The following is a 15,779-nucleotide window of genomic DNA, read 5'->3' on the forward strand; positions in this document are numbered from 1 at the left end:
CCGACGCCGGACGGCCGGCTACTCCAACCCGGTGGGCAGTTCGCCCGTGGTCACCACACGCAGGGTCTGGGTGGAACGGGTCATCGCCACATAGAGGTCTCCGACGAGGCCGCCGGCCTCCTGGACGATCAGGGCCGGTTCGACCAGCACGACCGCGTCGAACTCCAGGCCCTTGGCCTCGCCCGGGGTGGTGGCCACGATGTCCTGACCGAGTCCCCCACCGCCGGAGCCGACGCGATCCCCATAGGTGATGCGCAGCAGCTCTGCGACCTCACGCTCAAGGGACACCGGGGCGATCACGGCCAGCAGGCCGCCGTCGATCCTCTCCAGGTCCTCGGCGACCCCGGCCAGCAGGGCGGTGTCCCGGTCGGCGGGGACCACCCGGGTCACGGTGGGCTCCCAATCGCCCTCACGGACGGCCTGCGGGGAGGAGACCGGCAGACCGGCGGCCTGGGCCACGGAGGCCGCCAGCCGCGTGATCCTGGCCGGCGTTCGGTAGTTCACGGTCAGTTCCTCCAGCCGCCAGCGTTCCTCGACGAACGGCTCGAGTGCCTCGGCCCAGGAGGTCACGTTCGCAGCCGAGGAGGCCTGGGCGATGTCCCCGACGATCGTGAACGACTTCAGCGGGCACCGACGCATCAGGAGCCGCCACTGCATGGGGGACAGCTCCTGCGACTCGTCGACCACCACGTGCCCATAGGTCCAGGTGCGGTCCGTGGCGGCCCGCTCGGCCGGGGAAACGTACTGGTCCCTCGCTTGGTTGGCCTCCACCAGGGCATCCGCGGAGACCACCCCGTCCACCCCGAAGTCCTCGAGCATGGCGTTCACGTTCGTCAGGGTGGCCTCGGCGTTGACCAGATCCCGCTTGCGGGCGGCCTTCTCATCCGCCTGAGCCCGGCCCGCCGTGGCATCCCACTCCCCCAGCAGTTCTGCGGCCTCGTCCAGGAGGGGGACGTCCGCCTCCGTCCAGGGGGCGTCTGCGGGCCGGAGGAGGCGACGGCGGTGCTTCGGCTTGAGGAAGGGAGCCGCCATCTCGAGATGGTCGGGACGGGAGAACAGGTCTGTGAGGAGCTTCTCCGGGGTCAGCGGCATCCAGCACAGGTTCAGCGTGATGCGCACATCCCGGGAGGTGCGTACGTCCTCGGTGAGGTAGGACCGGTCGATGTTGTTGCCGGCACCCGAGGACTTCTCCAGCTTGTCCTTGAGCTGGTCCGCGAGCTCGCGCACCATGATCTTCACGAACGTGGCCCGCGCCTCGTTGTGCGGCTTCCCAGTGGCCCGGGCACGGTCCCGCGCCCGGCGGACCTGCTTGGGACGGATGGTCAGCATGGTGCCGCCCACGTCCACCTTGCGCGGGCCCGAGGGCAGGCGCTGGCGGTTGGCCACGGCGTTGGCCACCACGTCCGCCATGAACAGCCTGCCCTTGATCTTGGTGATCCTCCGGTCCGTCTCCGGGACGGCCTTGACACCGGGCATGAGCCGGCCGAGAGAGGACATCACCACGCCGGTCTCCCCGAGGGAGGGCAGCACCCGGTCGATGTACCTCATGAAGGACTGGGACGGGCCCACGAGCAGCACCCCGGCCGTCTTCAGGCGGTCACGGTGGGTGTAGAGCAGGTAGGCCGCCCGGTGCAGGGCCACCGCGGTCTTGCCGGTGCCCGGTCCGCCCTGGACCACGAGCACGCCCTTGAGCGGCGAACGGATGATGGCGTCCTGCTCGGACTGGATGGTGGCGACGATGTCACCCATCTGGCCGGTGCGACGGGCGGTGACGGCGGCCAGCAGGGCACCGGCGCCGTGGTGTACCGAGGAGTCGTCCAGCAGGGTGGCGTCCAGGACATCGTCCTCGAGGTCCACCACGGAGCGACCGCGCAGCATCAGGTGGCGGCGGCGGCGCACTCCGAGCCGCTGGTGCGCGGTGGCCTGGTAGAACGCCCCGGCCTCCGGCGCGCGCCAGTCCACCATGAGCCGGACCTGATCCTCGTCCGTCAGCCCGATGCGGCCGATGTACCGTTCATCCCCGCCGTCCAGGTCAAGACGCCCGAAGACCATCCTGTCGTCCACGGCGTACAACTGGGCCAGCCGGTCCTCATAGAGCGAGGCGAAGGCGTCCCGCTCGGAGACGTTCTGCACCGATCCCTGGGGACCCTCCTTGCGGACGCGGGCCAGCTGGCTCTCCTTCTCGGCACGCAGTTCATCCAGGCGTTCGTAGAGCCGGGCGACGTAGCCGCGCTCATGCTCCAGTTCGGTCTGGTGGACGGGGACCACATCAGTCATGCCTGGCACACCTTAGGGCTATCGATGGTGCCCCACAGGGTCCGACGAATCCGCCAGAACCCCAGGGCACCTCGGAACGAGTGACCATCCATAGTACAGCCGTGCGGATGAACGAAACGTTAATGCCGTCCCATCAGCCGCGCCGCCGGGGCTTCGCGGCCCGATAGGCCGAGACCGAGGGCTCGTCCGGGAGCCAGAACCGCCAGGGGAAGTCCCCGGTCCCACCGGGGCCGGAGACCCCGGTGCGCGGTCCGCTCAAGGTGCCGGGCCGGCGTCGTTGCCTGATGCCGGAGAGCCACACGCCGTCCATGACCGTGCCCTCCGGTGCCGAGTCGAGCACCGAGGCCGGGGCGGGTCCCGGCACGAGCGCGGAGCCGTCATCCCCTCGCCCAAGGCCCAGGGACTGGGCCAGCCGCGCCGGGCCGGAGGCCAACCTCGGACCCGCGGGCGCCCGGGGGCCTCGGCGCTCGGCGGCGGCCCGGAACCCCGCGGTGACCTCGCCGGCCCGCAGCAGGACGGCCGAGCTGGCGCCCTGGGGCCCGCAGACGATGTTCACGCACCAGTGCATCCCGTAGGTGAAGTACACGTAGACGAACCCGGCCGGGCCGAACATGGTCCCGTTACGGGCGGTCCGGCCCCGGAAGGCGTGCGAGCCCGGGTCCCGGGCCCCCTCGTAGGCCTCCACCTCGGACAGCCGGACGCTGACCGCCTGGCCTTGGCGGGCGACCGTCAGCGTGGAGCCGAGCAGCAGCGGCGCGGCGTGCAGAGCCCCTCGCTGCAGCGCCGGCCACGATTCACCGCCCACGCGTGCTCATCCGAGGACGGAGGAGTCCCCGAAGGCCCGGAGCTCAGCGAGCTGACGCCTGAGCTCGGCCAACTGCGCCTCGACGGCCTCCGGCGCGGTGCCGCCCTGGGCGTTTCGGGAGTTCAGGGAGCCGGACGTGGACAGCACGGTGCGCACCTCGGACGTCAACGCCGGGGAGATCGCCGCATAGTCCTCGTCCGTGAGATCCCACAGTTCGACCCCGCGCTGCTCGGCCACCTGGACGGCCTCACCGGAGAGCTCGTGGGCGTCCCGGAACGGCACGCCGGAGCGCACCAGCCATTCCGCGATGTCCGTGGCCAGGGCGAAGCCCTGCGGGGCCAGCTCGGCCATCCGCGGCGTGTTGAACGTCAGGGTGGCGATCATCCCGGAGACGGCGGGCAACAGCAGCTCGAGGGTGTCCGCCGCATCGAAGACCGGCTCCTTGTCCTCCTGCAGGTCCCGGTTGTAGGCCAAGGGCAGGCCCTTGAGCGTGGCCAGCAGGCCGGTCAGGTCACCGATCAGCCGGCCGGACTTGCCCCGGGCCAGCTCGGCCACGTCCGGGTTCTTCTTCTGCGGCATGATCGAGGACCCGGTGGAGTAGGCGTCATCCAGGGTGACGAAGCCGGCCTCCTTGGTGGCCCAGAAGATGACCTCCTCGCTGATGCGGGACAGGTCCACGCCCACCATGGCGCACACCCACGCGAACTCGGCGAAGACGTCCCGGGCGGCGGTGCCGTCGATCGAGTTCCAGGCCGCGGAGGAGAAGCCGAGCTCGGCGGCCACCGCGTTGGGGTCCAACCCCAGCGAGGAACCCGCCAGCGCTCCGGAGCCATAGGGGGACACAGCGGCGCGGCGGTCCCAGTCCACGAACCGCTGCACGTCCCGGGTCATGGACCAGGCGTGGGCCAGCAGGTGGTGGCTGAGCAGGACGGGCTGGGCGTGCTGCAGGTGGGTCCGCCCCGGCATGGGGGCGTAGGGGTGCGCCTCGGCCTGGGCGATCAGCGCGTCCACCGTCTCCAGCAGCCGCGCGGCGATGAGCCGGGCATGGTCCCGCAGGAACATCCGCCCCAGCGTGGCGATCTGGTCATTGCGGGACCGCCCGGCTCGCAGCTTGCCGCCCAGCGCGGACCCGGCCCGCTCGATCAGTCCCCGCTCGAGTGAGCCGTGCACGTCCTCGTCCGAGGCGGCCGCGGTGTACGCGCCGGAGACCACATCCGCCTCCAGGGTGTCGAGTGCCTCGAGCATGGCGGTCAGCTCGACGTCGTCGAGCAGTCCGGCCGTGTGCAGGACCCGCGCGTGGGCGCGAGAGCCGGCGACGTCATAGCGGGCCAGCCGCCAGTCGAAGTCCGTGGACTTGCTCAGGGCCGCAAGGGCATCCGCGGGGCCGCCGGCGAACCGACCGCCCCACAGGGACCCCTCATTGGTGCCGTGGCGTTCGGACACGGTTCAGGCCCCCGTGTTCCCGGCGTTGTCGGCGCTGTTCTCGTTGCTCAGCTCGGCGACGTCCAGGAGGGAGTCCACTGTGTTGCCTCCGGCCACCCGCTGGTCGCGCTCGGTGGCGACCTTCGAGGACAGCCCGAAGATGTCGATGAAGCCGCGGGCCGAGGACTGGTCGAACGCGTCACCCTCGTCATAGGTGGCCAGGTTGAAGTCATACAGGCCGGTCTCCGAGCGGCGGCCCTGCACCGTGGCGCGGCCACCATGCATCTCCATGCGGATGTCCCCGGAGACGTACTTCTGAGACTCGTCGATGAAGACGTCCAGGTTCTTCTTCAGCGGGGAGAACCACTGGCCGTCATAGACGATCTCCGTCCAGCGTTGGTCCACGGTCTTCTTGAAGCGGGCCTGCTCGCGCTCGAGGGTGATGTTCTCCAGTTCCCGGTGGGCCGTCATGAGGGCCATGGCGCCCGGCGCCTCGTAGATCTCGCGGGACTTGATGCCCACCAGGCGGTCCTCGACGATGTCCACGCGGCCGATGCCCTGGGCACCGGCCCGGCGGTTCATCTCCTCGATGATCTGCAGCGCGGAGAGCGCGCGCCCGTCCAATGCCGTGGGGACGCCCTGCTCGAAGGTCACGGTCACCACGTCCGGCGCCGGGGGGAAGGACGGATCATCGGTGTAGTCATAGACGTCCTTGGTGGGGCCGTTCCAGATGTCCTCCAGGAAGCCGGTCTCCACGGCCCGTCCCCAGACGTTCTGGTCGATGGAGAAGGGGTTCTTCTTGGTGGTGACGATCGGCAGCTCGTTGCGCTCGGCGTACTCGATGGCCTTGTCACGGGTCAGGGCCAGGTCCCGTACCGGGGCGATGCACTTCAGGTCCGGCCCCAGGGTCTGGATGCCGACCTCGAAGCGCACCTGATCGTTGCCCTTGCCCGTGCAGCCGTGGGCCACGGTGGAGGCGCCGAACTGACGGGCGGCTGCCACCAGGTGGCGCACGATGACGGGGCGGGAGATGGCGGAGACCAGCGGGTAGGCGTCCATGTAGAGACCGTTGGCCTTCAGGGTGGGCCAGCAGTACTGCTCGGCGAACTCGTCCCGGGCATCGGCCACGTAGGCCTCCACCGCACCGCAGTCCAGCGCGCGCTGACGCACCGTCTCCAGATCCTCTCCGCCCTGGCCCACGTCCACGGCCACGGCGATCACCTCGGCACCCGTGGCCTCTGCGATCCAGCCAATGGCCACCGACGTGTCCAGTCCGCCCGAGTAGGCCAGGACGATGCGCTCTGTCATTGCGTGCTCCTTAGGATTGCCTGCGTTGCCGCCCCGCGGTCGGGACGTGCGTTTCGCCTTATGCAGCAGTCTACATATTTATGCAGATTTGCCGAAGCCCGAACCGCACCGCTCGTTTTCTCACCGTAATCTGGAGAGATGACGAGCGATACCCCACACCCCACCCCAGAGCCTGCCTCGGTGCCGACGCCGGAACTGACAGACGAGCAGCTGGACTTCCTCAACGCCCTGTTCGACCTGGCGCGGGCCGGCGACGCCGAGCAGCTGCTGCCCGCCATCGACCAGGGCGTGCCGGTGAACCTGACCAATCACAAGGGTGACACCCTGCTGATCCTCGCGACCTACAACAACCACCCGGCACTCGTTAAGGCGCTGATCGAGCGCGGCGCGGAGGTGGACCGGCTCAACGGGCGCGGCCAGTCGGCACTGTCCTGCGCCGTGTTCGTCCAGAACGAGGAGTCTGTCATGGCCCTCCTGGCCGCCGGGGCGGATCCGGACGAGGGGCCGGTGAGCGCTCGTGCCGCCGTGGAGATGTTCGGACTCGACGCCATGCGCACCCTGCTCGAGACCCAGGCCGGCCCTGCGGGACCCGCCGACCCCTCCGGCCCGTCAGATCCGCCCAATCCATCCGACCCCACTGCCTGAGGACACCCCCCGGCATGAGAGGCCCATGAGAATCCGCAGGAGAATTTGACGTTATCGTTCTGATGCATTTCACTGGACCTAGTCCTGCTTCGTGATCTTATCGTGATCTAGCAGGAAGCCTGCGGAGCTCCCCCACCTGCACCGTCCCTTGGGAGCCCCGCGCCGTGAACTCCATCGCGGACGGCGGACGGTGCTGCACGGACGGTCGGGGACGACCTGAGCAGTGGTGGGCCGAAACCCTCAAACACCATGCAGAAGACCTCCACTGCCACCCAGTCCACCCGCGGCGCCATCGTCCGCCGCTCCGCTGCCGGCCTCGCCGGCCTCGCTGTCGCCGGTGCCGGCCTGACCGCGCTGTCCGCCCCCGCCACCGCCGCCCCGGCCTCCAGCTGGAACGCGCTCGCCCAGTGCGAGTCCGGCGGCAACTGGTCCATCAACACGGGCAACGGCTACTACGGCGGCCTGCAGTTCTCCCCGAGCTCCTGGCGCGCAGCCGGCGGCTCCGGCATGCCGCACCAGGCCTCCAAGGCCGAGCAGATCCGTGTCGCCGAGAACCTGCTCTCCATGCAGGGCTGGGGCGCCTGGCCCGCCTGCTCCGCCAAGCTCGGCCTGTACGGCAACGGCGGCAGCGCCGAGGTGACCACCCAGTCCGCCGAGTCCTCCTCCCAGACGCAGGAGGCCCCCGCCCAGCAGGCTCCCCAGCAGCAGGCTCCCCAGCAGGAGGCGCCCGCCCAGCAGGAGGCCCCGCAGCAGCAGGCCCCGGCCCAGCAGGCTCCCGTGCAGGAGGAGCGCACCTCCTCCGTCTCCCCGGTGGAGAAGTCCGAGGAGACCATCACCGTCAAGGCCGGTGACACCCTGTACAAGCTCGCCGAGGCCAATGGCGTCGAGGGCGGCTGGGAGGCCCTGTACGCGGCCAACACCGACACGGTGTCCAACGCCGACCTGATCTTCGTCGGCCAGACCCTGCACCTGCCGGCCTGATCCACGGCACGCTACACAGCATCGCCGACTGAGCGGTCCCAGCGGGCCGCGAACGGCTGAGGAAGGCGCCGGAGGGGAACATTCCCTCCGGCGCTTTCCTGTCTCCACGCGGCGGCCTATAGGGTGTCAGGAGCAGAATTCGCGCCGCGCCCACCGGGATCCCCGGTGCAGACGCACCAGAACAGCTTCCTTCAGGGGGACACCATGACTCTGACCACCACCGCACCACAGCCCCGGCGCGTCTCCAGGGCGCGCGCGCTCAGAGGCTGGGGCCTGTTGGCCCTGGGAACCACCGCTGCCCTCAGCCTGAGCGCATGCTCCGGTGCCGATGTGCCTCCCCTGGAGGATGTGTGGCCGGAGGCCTACGCCTCGATCGAGGAGGCCACGTCCGTGGCCGTGGACGGCAACGTCACCCAGGGCGGCCAGGAGATGACGGTGTCCATCGCCGGTCAGATCGACGACTCCTCCTATGCGGGCAATGTCTCCATGGACGGCGTGGCGATCGAGATCATCGGCAACAGTGAGAACACCTACATGAAGCCGAACACAGCCTTCTACGAGCAGAACGGCGGCGCCCAGCTGCAGGACATGGTGGGCGAGAAGTGGCTCCGGATGCCGGCCGGCGAGGGCGGATTCACCATGTCCACCCTGTGGGAGTCCTTCATCGGGGACATCCCGGCCGGTGACGAGTTCGGCAACTCGGACTACACGTCCGAGCCAACGGAGTTGGACGGCGAGCAGGTCTACAAGTACACCGGCAGCAACGAGGACACCGGGGCACCGGTCAGCGTCTACCTCTCCCAGGACAACCGGCTGCTGCGCATCGAGGCTCAGAGCGGCTCGGAAGGCGGCGCCTCCGGAGACTCCACCCCTTCAACCTCTCCCTCCGACGATCCCTCCACCTCCCCGTCTGCCACGACCTCCGAGGCATCGGGGTCAGGCTCCGCCGACGAGTCCGGTGCGGGCACCATCGACTTCTCCCGCTGGGACGCGGTGGAGCCGGTCGAGATGCCGGCCGAGGACGAGGTCTTCGTGATCCCGGGGAGCTAGCCGGCCCCGCCTCCCACCCGTCCCCGGCGATCGGGAGCGGCTATCCCGCGTATTCGAGGAAGCGCCCGGCCACGGCCATGCCCCCGTCCGGCGCGCGGGTGACGATCATGATCGTGTCGTCGCCCGCGATGGTGCCGAGGATGTCCGGCTGGCGCGACTGGTCGATCACGCTGGCCAGGAACTGCGCCGCACCGGGCGGGGTCCGCAGGATCACCAGGTTGGCACTGGACTCGGCCGCCACCAGCAGGTCACGGCACAGGCTCGTCAGGCGTCCCTCGAGTGCCTCTGGAGGCCGGCGGCCGGGCAGTTCGCCCGTCACTGGGCCCTCCGGCGGCACGGAATACACCAGCTGGCCGCTCTCCCCGCGCACCCGGTACGCGCCCAGCTCCACGAGGTCCCGGGACAGGGTTCCCTGTGTCACAGAGACGCCCCGGTCCCCCAGCGCCGCGAGCAGTTCGGCCTGGCTGTGCACGTCCGTGGAGTCCAGCACCTCCTTGATGGCGGCCTGGCGGGCGGTCTTGGTGGCCGGCGCGCTCATCGGCGGGCGGGCTCCGGAACGACGCCGGCCCCGCCTGGTGCGCTGTCCGGTGCAGTTGCCAGCCCGGAGCGGTACAGCAGCCAGGCCATGAGGGCCTTCTGCGCGTGCAGGCGGTTCTCCGCCTCGTCGAACACCACGGACTGAGGGCCGTCGATCACCTCTGCGGACACCTCGAACCCGCGGTAGGCGGGCAGGCAGTGCAGGAAGATCGCGTCCTGGGCCGCCGCCGACATGGCCCTGGCATCCACCGCGTAGTCGCGGAACAGGGACTGCCTGGCCTCCTTCTCATCCTCCTGCCCCATGGAGATCCACGTGTCGGTGACCACCACGTCCGCCCCGTCCAGTGCCTGCATGGCATCAGTGGTGACCAGTACCGATCCCCCGGTCTCGGCGGCCCGGTCCTCGGCGGCCGCCACGACTCCCTGTTCAGGCAGGTGGCCGGCGGGGCCCGCGATCCTCACGTGCATTCCGGCCGTCACCCCGGCCAGCAGGTAGGAATTGGCCATGTTGTTGGCGGCGTCCCCGAGGTAGGCCATCACCAGGCCCTCGGTGTGGCCCTTGTGTTCGCGCACCGTCAGCAGGTCCGCCAGCAGCTGACAGGGGTGGTAGTCGTCCGAGAGTGCGTTGATCACCGGCACGGAGGAGTGCTCGGCCATCTCCTGCAGTCCCGACTGCGCGAAGGTCCGCCAGACGATCACGGAGACCATCCGGGAGAGTACCTGTGCGGTGTCCGCGATGGACTCCTTGTGGCCCAGCTGCGAGTCGCCGGGGTTGATGATCAGTGGTTGGCCACCGAGGTCGGCGATGCCCGCCGCGAAGGACACCCTGGTCCGCGTGGAGGTCTTGTCGAAGAACACGATCCCGGTCTGTGGGCCCGCCAGTGGTCGGTGCTGGAACCGATCGGCCTTCATGGCCTGGGCCAGGTCCAGCACCTCGCTCTGCTCGGCCGGTGTGAGGTCGGTGTCCACCAGGAAGTGCCGGAGGGCCGGGGCTGCCGGGGACGGAGTGGTGCTGGTGCTCATGCGCTCTTCTCCTGCGTCTGGTGCGTCGGGTCGATCGTGCCTGGCGCGGACTGGGCCGCGCCGCTGGATGTCAGGGCCGCGTCCAGCAGGGACGGCAGGTCGACGACCAGCTGGTCGGCCTCCTGCTCGCCCATCACCAGTGGCGGGGCCAGGCGCAAGGTCTCGGGGCCGGTGGCATTGAGCAGGTACCCGGCCTGCAGACCGGCGCGGACGACGGCGGGGGCCAGACCGCCGCTGGGCACCGGGGCTTCAGAACCAGCCGGGACGGCGAGGTCCACGCCGATCAGGAGACCGTACTGCCGCACCGCCGCCACACCGTCCACGGCCGCCAACGCGCCGGCGAGCCGGGCCCCCAGGGAACGGGCGTGCTCCAGCAACCCGTCCCGCGTGATGGTGTCCAGCACCGCCAGCCCGGCCGCCGTAGCCATCGGATTGCCGCCGAAGGTGGTGCCGTGCTGGCCGGCGGTGAGCAGCCGCGAGGTCCGGTCCCCGAAACTCACCAGGGCGCCGATGGGGATGCCGCCCCCCAGTCCCTTGGCCAGGGTCATGGCGTCCGGCACCACAGCTCCATCCTGGCCCGTGACCGCCGGATTCTGATGGGCGAACCAGGCCCCCGTCCGGCCAGTGCCGGACTGCACCTCATCGAAGATCAGCAGGGCCCCGTGGCGCCGAGTGGCCTCCCGGGCAGCCTGCAGGTATCCGGCCGGCCAGCCGTGTACCCCGGATTCACCCTGCACGGGCTCCATGATGACGGCGGCCACCGTCTCGTCCACCGCAGCCTCCAGCGCGGCGACGTCTCCGGCCGGGATGAACTCGATCCCGCCGGGCAACGGCTCGAAGGGCTCTCGGTAGGCGGGCTTCCAGGTCATGGCCAGCGCCCCCAGGGTGCGGCCGTGGAAGCTGCCCTCCAGGGCCAGGACGCGCTGCCGGCGGCCGGAGGGGTCCTCACGGCCGTGGCGGCGGGCCAACTTCAGGGCGGCCTCGTTGGCCTCCGAGCCCGAATTGGCGAAGAACACCGTGGACCCCTCGGGCGCGTTCGCCAGGCCCAGGAGCCGTTCCGCCAGCACGATCTGGGGTTGAGAGCTGAAGAGGTTGGAGATGTGCCCGAGGGTCCCCAGCTGCTCGGTGACAGCCCCCACGAGCGCAGGATGGGCGTGCCCCAGGGCATTCACGGCGATCCCCCCGAGGAAGTCGGTGTAGCGCCTGCCGTCGGCGTCCCAGACGTGAACGCCCTCGCCGCGGACCAGTACGCGGCTCGGAGCGCCGAAGACGCCGGTCAGGGCGGAGGTGTAGCGGTTCAGCAGGGTCTCGTTGGACCCGCCGGTGTGCGGTGCGGTCATCATGCTCCCGGTGTGCTCGTGGAGTGGGCGGGGTGGTCGTCCGGCAGGACCTGGGTGCCCACGCCGGCGGTGGTGAAGATCTCCAGCAGCATCGAGTGCGGCTCTCGCCCGTCCACGATGTGCGCCTGCGGGACCCCGCCGTCCACGGCCTTCAGGCACGCCGCCATCTTCGGGATCATGCCGGACTGGAGGGTGGGCAGCAGGGCTCGGAGCTCCCCCGCGCCGAGGGAGGAGACCAGCGAGGTACGGTCCGGCCAGTTCGAGTACAGGCCCTCCACGTCCGTGAGGACCACGAGCTTCGAGGCACCCAGGGCCACGGCCAGGGCGGCGGCGGCCGTGTCCGCGTTGACGTTGAGCACGTCCCCGGTCGGATGCCCACCAGGATCGACCTCCGGCGCCACGGAGGAGACCACGGGGATCCGGCCGTTGTCCACGAGGTCGCGGATGGCGGTGGGGTTGACCCCGGTGACCTCGCCCACCAGGCCGAGGTCCACGGCCTCGCCGTCCACCTCGGTGCCGGTCCGGCGGGCGCGGAAGAGTGCTGCGTCCTCGCCGGACATTCCAACGGCGTAGGGACCATGGCCGTTGACCAGCCCCACCAGCTCGCGGCCCACCTGGCCGGTGAGGACCATCCGGACCACCTCCATGGCCTCGGCGGTGGTGACGCGCAGCCCGCCGGCGAACTCGGAGGCGATCCCGAGTCGGTCCAACATGGTGTTGATCTGCGGTCCGCCACCGTGCACCACCACGGGGTGGATGCCACAATGGTGCAGGAAGACGATGTCCTCGGCAAAGGCCCGGCGCAGTGGCTCCGAGACCATCGCATTGCCGCCGTACTTGATGACCATGATGGACCCGGCGAAGCGCTGGATCCACGGCAGGGCCTCGAGCAGCACGGCGGCCTTGGCCGCAGCTCCGTCCCCGGGCGCTGGGGCGGAGGCCGCGGCAGAGGTGACCTCAGGTGACGTGTTCATGGCCCTCAGCTCGAGTAGGCGGAATTCTCATGCACGTAGTCATGCGTGAGGTCGTTGGTCCAGATGGTCGCCGTCTCGGATCCCGCGTGCAGGTCGATGACCACACGGACCTCACGCGGGGAGAGGTCCACGAGCTCGCGGTCCTCGCCCACCCCGGAGTCGCGGCAGACCTGGACGCCGTTGAAGTACACGTCGAGACGCTCGGGGTCGAAGGGGGCCACCTCCTCCGGCACGGTGCCGACGGCGGAGATGACACGCCCCCAGTTCGGGTCCCGGCCGAACACGGCGGCCTTGAACAGGTTGGACCGGGACACGGCCCGGGCCACGGCCTCGGCGGCCTCCTCGGTGGTCGCGTTGACCACCTCGATGGAGATCTCGTGGGCGGCCCCCTCGGCGTCTGCGATCAATTGCCGCGCCAGGTCCGCACAGACCGTGCGCAGACCCTCCTGGAACTCCGATGCCTCCGGCCGGGTCGTGGACGCCCCGGAGGCGAGCAGCGCCACGGTGTCGTTCGTGGACATGCAGCCATCGGAATCCGCCCGGTTGAAGGTGGTCCGGACCGCCTCGGCCAGCGCTGCCTTCAAGGCCGCAGGGTCCATGACGGCGTCGGTGGTGATGACGCACAGCATGGTGGCCATCCCCGGAGCGAGCATCCCAGCCCCCTTGGCCATGCCACCGATCGTGTATCCGGGTCCACGGTGGACCGAGGTCTTGGGCACCGTGTCCGTGGTCATGATGGCCTCGGCCGCAACGGCACCGCCCTCGGCACCCAGCGCCTCCACCGCGGCGGTCACGCCCGGGATCAACCGGTCCATCGGCTGCGGCAGCCCGATCAGGCCGGTGGAGCAGACCAACACGTCGCCGGCGGAGATCCCGAGCTGTCCGGCGGCATGCTCTGCGGTGGCGTGCGTGTCCTGGAACCCCCGGTGGCCGGTCGCCGCATTGGCCCCGCCCGAGTTCAGCACCACGGCATCCACCCGCCCGTCCGCCACCACCTGGCGCGACCAGACCACAGGGGCGGCGGCCACCCGATTGGTGGTGAAGACGGCGGCCGCATGACGGTCCGGCCCGTCGTTCACGACGACGGCCACGTCCGGCTTGCCGGTCGACTTCAGTCCGGCGACGACGCCTGAGGCGCGGAATCCCTGGGCGGTGGTGATGCTCATGGTGCGGTTCCCTGCTGGTTCAGGCCCGTCTGCTCGGCGAGGCCGAGGGCGAGGTTCATGGATTGGATGGCGCCACCGGCGGTGCCCTTGGTCAGGTTGTCCAGCGCGGCGGAGACGATGACGCGGCCGGCGTGGGCGTCCACGGCCAATTGCATGACCACGTGATTGGAACCCAGCACGGACTGCGTGGTGGGCCACTGGCCCTCGGGCAGCACGTGGACGAAGGTCTCCGCAGCGTAGGCCTGCTCCCACGCGGACCGGACCCGGCCGGCGTCGACCCCGGGCCTGAGCCGCGCAGTGGCGGTGGCGAGGATGCCGCGGGACATGGGTGCCAGGGTCGGGGTGAAGGACACCGTGACCGGCTGACCCGCCGCCTGGCCCAGGCCCTGCTCGATCTCCGGGGTGTGGCGATGCCCGCCGCCCACGCCGTAGGGGCTCATGGAGCCCATGACCTCGCTGCCGAGCAGGTGGGGCTTGAGGGCCTTGCCGGCCCCGGAGGACCCGGAGGCGGCCACGATCACCACGTCCTCGGGTTCCAGCAGCCCCGCGGTGAAACCGGGGGCCAGCGCCAACAGGCACGTGGTGGGATAGCAACCGGGGACGGCGATGCGGGAGGCATCCCGGAGCCTCCGGCGCTGACCGGGCAGCTCGGGCAGTCCGTAGGGCCAGGTGCCGGCGTGGCCGGAGCCGTAGAACCGCTCCCAGGCCTCGGCGGACTCGAGCCGGTGGTCGGCGCCGGCATCGATCACCAGTGTCCCCGGCGACCGCTCCTCGAGCTCGGCGGCGATCGCCCCGCTGGCGCCGTGGGGCAGTGCCAGGAACACCACGTCATGACCGGAGAGCACCTCGGCGGTGGTCTCGGACAGGACACGGTCCGCCAGGGAATGCAGATGAGGCTGCAGTGCGCCCAGCCGCTCCCCGGCGTTGGAGTGCGCCGTGATGGCGCCGATCTCCACCTGGGGGTGGGCGGTCAGGAGCCGGAGGACTTCTCCCCCGGCATATCCGCTGGCTCCGGAGACGGCAACTGTGTGGCTCATGGACCCATGCTAGGCGAAATATGCAGTGATGCCAATATTTATGCATCACCGGATCGGGAGCCACTCCCGATTGTTCACCTGCACGTCATCCGACGCCCACCGCCGGTCCACTGGCCACCGCACTGAGCGAGGCCCGGCCCGGTTAAGGTAGTCACCATGAGTGACGACTCCCTGCCCACCAGCCAGCACGCAGTACGCGTGGACATCCCCGGCGGCCCGGAGGTCCTGCAGTGGACCGAGGTTCCGGTGCCGAGCCCCGGCCCCGGAGAGGTGCTGGTCAGGACGGCCGCCGCCGGGCTGAACTTCATCGAGACCTACCAGCGCTCCGGGGTGTATCGCATGCCCCACCCCTTCGTGCCCGGCTCGGAGGGCTCAGGGACCGTGGTGGGCCTCGGCGAGGGCGTCTCGGGCGTGACCGGAGGAGACGTGGTGGCCACGGCCGCCGGGTCCGGCACCTACGCCGAGTACTTCACGGCCCCGGTGGACCAGCTGCTCCCCATCCCGGCCGGGGTGGACCCCGTGGAGGCCGCCGCCATCCCGCTGCAGGGCATGACGGCCCACTACCTGTGCCGTTCCACCTTCACCGTGGAGTCGGGCCAGACCGTGGTGATCCATGCCGGCGCCGGAGGCGTGGGACTGCTGCTCACCCAGCTGTGCGTGGCCCGTGGCGCCACCGTCATCACCACCGCCTCCACTCCCGAGAAGAAGGAGCTCTCCCGGCAGGCCGGGGCCAGCGAGGTCCTCGACTACACGGGGTTCGCCGCCCGCGTCCGCGAGCTCACCGCGGGCGAGGGCGCCCACGCGGTGTTCGACGGCGTGGGCCGAGACACCTTCGACGAGTCGCTGGACTCGCTGCGGGTCCGCGGCATGCTGGTGCTCTTCGGCGGGTCCTCCGGCCAGGTCCCGCCCTTCGACCTGCAACGGCTCAACGGCGCCGGCTCCCTCTACGTCACCCGGCCGTCCCTCGCCTTCTACACGCGCACCGCCGAGGAGACCCGGTGGCGGGCCGAGGAGCTCTTCACCGCGATGGGTGCCGGCACGCTGGACTTCCGTGTGGGGGCCACCTATGCGCTGTCCGAGGCAGGCCGGGCGCACGGGGACCTCGAGTCTCGCCGGACCACCGGCAAATCCCTCCTGCTGCCGTAATCCCGCTCGCCACACCGACTCCGGCGCGGAGAACGCGATAGGATGACTGGCATTCTTTTTCACGATTC

General features: G+C 70.3%; 14 protein-coding genes. 4 read left to right on the forward strand and 10 right to left on the reverse strand.

The features are described from left to right. Positions 1 to 18: 18 nt before the first annotated feature. The 4 genes from IMT31_RS02925 to IMT31_RS02940 form a co-directional block, all read right to left on the reverse strand. Positions 19 to 2,277 (reverse strand): HelD family protein, encoded by a 2,259-nt coding sequence (locus tag IMT31_RS02925; protein ID WP_413543700.1) that lies wholly within the window; start codon positions 2,275 to 2,277, stop codon positions 19 to 21. Positions 2,278 to 2,410: 133 nt separating this feature from the next. Beyond that, complete coding sequence (locus tag IMT31_RS02930; protein WP_413543701.1) at positions 2,411 to 3,082, reverse strand: DNA-3-methyladenine glycosylase; 672 nt, start codon at positions 3,080 to 3,082, stop codon at positions 2,411 to 2,413. A 6-nt stretch (positions 3,083 to 3,088) separates the two neighbouring features. Beyond that, positions 3,089 to 4,525 (reverse strand): argininosuccinate lyase, encoded by a 1,437-nt coding sequence (argH, locus tag IMT31_RS02935; RefSeq protein ID WP_413543702.1) that lies wholly within the window; start codon positions 4,523 to 4,525, stop codon positions 3,089 to 3,091. A gap of 3 nt (positions 4,526 to 4,528) precedes the next feature. Continuing rightward, entirely contained in the window at positions 4,529 to 5,812 is a 1,284-nt protein-coding gene (locus IMT31_RS02940; RefSeq protein WP_345355686.1) for an argininosuccinate synthase, read from the reverse strand. A gap of 138 nt (positions 5,813 to 5,950) precedes the next feature. Here IMT31_RS02940 and IMT31_RS02945 point away from each other — a divergent pair, with 138 nt between their 5' ends. The 3 genes from IMT31_RS02945 (at position 5,951) to IMT31_RS02955 (ending at position 8,488) form a co-directional block, all read left to right on the forward strand. Beyond that, on the forward strand, positions 5,951 to 6,457 hold the full coding sequence (locus IMT31_RS02945) for an ankyrin repeat domain-containing protein (protein ID WP_413543703.1): 507 nt from the start codon (positions 5,951 to 5,953) through the stop codon (positions 6,455 to 6,457). A 249-nt stretch (positions 6,458 to 6,706) separates the two neighbouring features. Beyond that, positions 6,707 to 7,438, forward strand: coding sequence for a resuscitation-promoting factor Rpf (rpf, locus tag IMT31_RS02950; RefSeq protein WP_413543704.1), 732 nt, complete (start codon positions 6,707 to 6,709; stop codon positions 7,436 to 7,438). 204 nt (positions 7,439 to 7,642) lie between these two features. Beyond that, on the forward strand, positions 7,643 to 8,488 hold the full coding sequence (locus IMT31_RS02955; RefSeq protein ID WP_345355674.1) for a hypothetical protein: 846 nt from the start codon (positions 7,643 to 7,645) through the stop codon (positions 8,486 to 8,488). Between the two features lie 40 nt (positions 8,489 to 8,528). Here the strand turns inward: IMT31_RS02955 and IMT31_RS02960 are convergent, their stop codons facing one another. Genes IMT31_RS02960 through argC form a run of 6 tightly spaced genes read right to left on the reverse strand, consistent with a single transcriptional unit; the run spans position 8,529 to position 14,565 of the window. After that, positions 8,529 to 9,026, reverse strand: a complete 498-nt coding sequence (locus tag IMT31_RS02960; RefSeq protein ID WP_345355671.1) for an arginine repressor — start codon at positions 9,024 to 9,026, stop codon at positions 8,529 to 8,531. After that, the gene (argF, locus tag IMT31_RS02965) at positions 9,023 to 10,048 is read right to left on the reverse strand and encodes an ornithine carbamoyltransferase (protein ID WP_345355668.1); all 1,026 of its coding nucleotides are present in this window, start codon (positions 10,046 to 10,048) and stop codon (positions 9,023 to 9,025) included. The genes IMT31_RS02960 and argF overlap by 4 nt, the downstream gene beginning before the upstream one ends. Next, on the reverse strand, positions 10,045 to 11,388 hold the full coding sequence (locus IMT31_RS02970) for an acetylornithine transaminase (RefSeq protein WP_413544360.1): 1,344 nt from the start codon (positions 11,386 to 11,388) through the stop codon (positions 10,045 to 10,047). The genes argF and IMT31_RS02970 overlap by 4 nt, the downstream gene beginning before the upstream one ends. Continuing rightward, positions 11,388 to 12,362, reverse strand: coding sequence for an acetylglutamate kinase (argB, locus tag IMT31_RS02975; RefSeq protein WP_345355665.1), 975 nt, complete (start codon positions 12,360 to 12,362; stop codon positions 11,388 to 11,390). Before argB ends, IMT31_RS02970 begins: the two co-directional genes overlap by 1 nt. A 5-nt stretch (positions 12,363 to 12,367) precedes the next feature. Next, positions 12,368 to 13,528, reverse strand: coding sequence for a bifunctional glutamate N-acetyltransferase/amino-acid acetyltransferase ArgJ (gene argJ, locus IMT31_RS02980; RefSeq protein WP_413543705.1), 1,161 nt, complete (start codon positions 13,526 to 13,528; stop codon positions 12,368 to 12,370). Then, on the reverse strand, positions 13,525 to 14,565 hold the full coding sequence (gene argC / locus IMT31_RS02985; RefSeq protein ID WP_413543706.1) for an N-acetyl-gamma-glutamyl-phosphate reductase: 1,041 nt from the start codon (positions 14,563 to 14,565) through the stop codon (positions 13,525 to 13,527). The genes argJ and argC overlap by 4 nt, the downstream gene beginning before the upstream one ends. A gap of 156 nt (positions 14,566 to 14,721) precedes the next feature. On the opposite strand from argC, the gene IMT31_RS02990 reads away from it, so the two are divergent. Beyond that, the gene (locus IMT31_RS02990) at positions 14,722 to 15,711 is read left to right on the forward strand and encodes a quinone oxidoreductase family protein (RefSeq protein ID WP_413543707.1); all 990 of its coding nucleotides are present in this window, start codon (positions 14,722 to 14,724) and stop codon (positions 15,709 to 15,711) included. Positions 15,712 to 15,779 lie beyond the last annotated feature (68 nt).

The organism is Citricoccus nitrophenolicus (assembly GCF_047305825.1).
Lineage (GTDB): Bacteria > Actinomycetota > Actinomycetes > Actinomycetales > Micrococcaceae > Citricoccus > Citricoccus nitrophenolicus.

What these genes read in the sequence shown, in the direction of transcription:
- IMT31_RS02925 (WP_413543700.1), bottom strand. Translation starts at nt 2,277, where the DNA reads ATGACTGATGTGGTCCCCGTCCACCAGACCGAACTGGAGCATGAGCGC.
- IMT31_RS02940 (WP_345355686.1), bottom strand. Translation starts at nt 5,812, where the DNA reads ATGACAGAGCGCATCGTCCTGGCCTACTCGGGCGGACTGGACACGTCG.
- IMT31_RS02945 (WP_413543703.1), top strand. Translation starts at nt 5,951, where the DNA reads ATGACGAGCGATACCCCACACCCCACCCCAGAGCCTGCCTCGGTGCCG.
- rpf (WP_413543704.1), top strand. Translation starts at nt 6,707, where the DNA reads ATGCAGAAGACCTCCACTGCCACCCAGTCCACCCGCGGCGCCATCGTC.
- IMT31_RS02955 (WP_345355674.1), top strand. Translation starts at nt 7,643, where the DNA reads ATGACTCTGACCACCACCGCACCACAGCCCCGGCGCGTCTCCAGGGCG.
- IMT31_RS02960 (WP_345355671.1), bottom strand. Translation starts at nt 9,026, where the DNA reads ATGAGCGCGCCGGCCACCAAGACCGCCCGCCAGGCCGCCATCAAGGAG.
- argF (WP_345355668.1), bottom strand. Translation starts at nt 10,048, where the DNA reads ATGAGCACCAGCACCACTCCGTCCCCGGCAGCCCCGGCCCTCCGGCAC.
- IMT31_RS02970 (WP_413544360.1), bottom strand. Translation starts at nt 11,388, where the DNA reads ATGACCGCACCGCACACCGGCGGGTCCAACGAGACCCTGCTGAACCGC.
- argB (WP_345355665.1), bottom strand. Translation starts at nt 12,362, where the DNA reads ATGAACACGTCACCTGAGGTCACCTCTGCCGCGGCCTCCGCCCCAGCG.
- argJ (WP_413543705.1), bottom strand. Translation starts at nt 13,528, where the DNA reads ATGAGCATCACCACCGCCCAGGGATTCCGCGCCTCAGGCGTCGTCGCC.
- argC (WP_413543706.1), bottom strand. Translation starts at nt 14,565, where the DNA reads ATGAGCCACACAGTTGCCGTCTCCGGAGCCAGCGGATATGCCGGGGGA.
- IMT31_RS02990 (WP_413543707.1), top strand. Translation starts at nt 14,722, where the DNA reads ATGAGTGACGACTCCCTGCCCACCAGCCAGCACGCAGTACGCGTGGAC.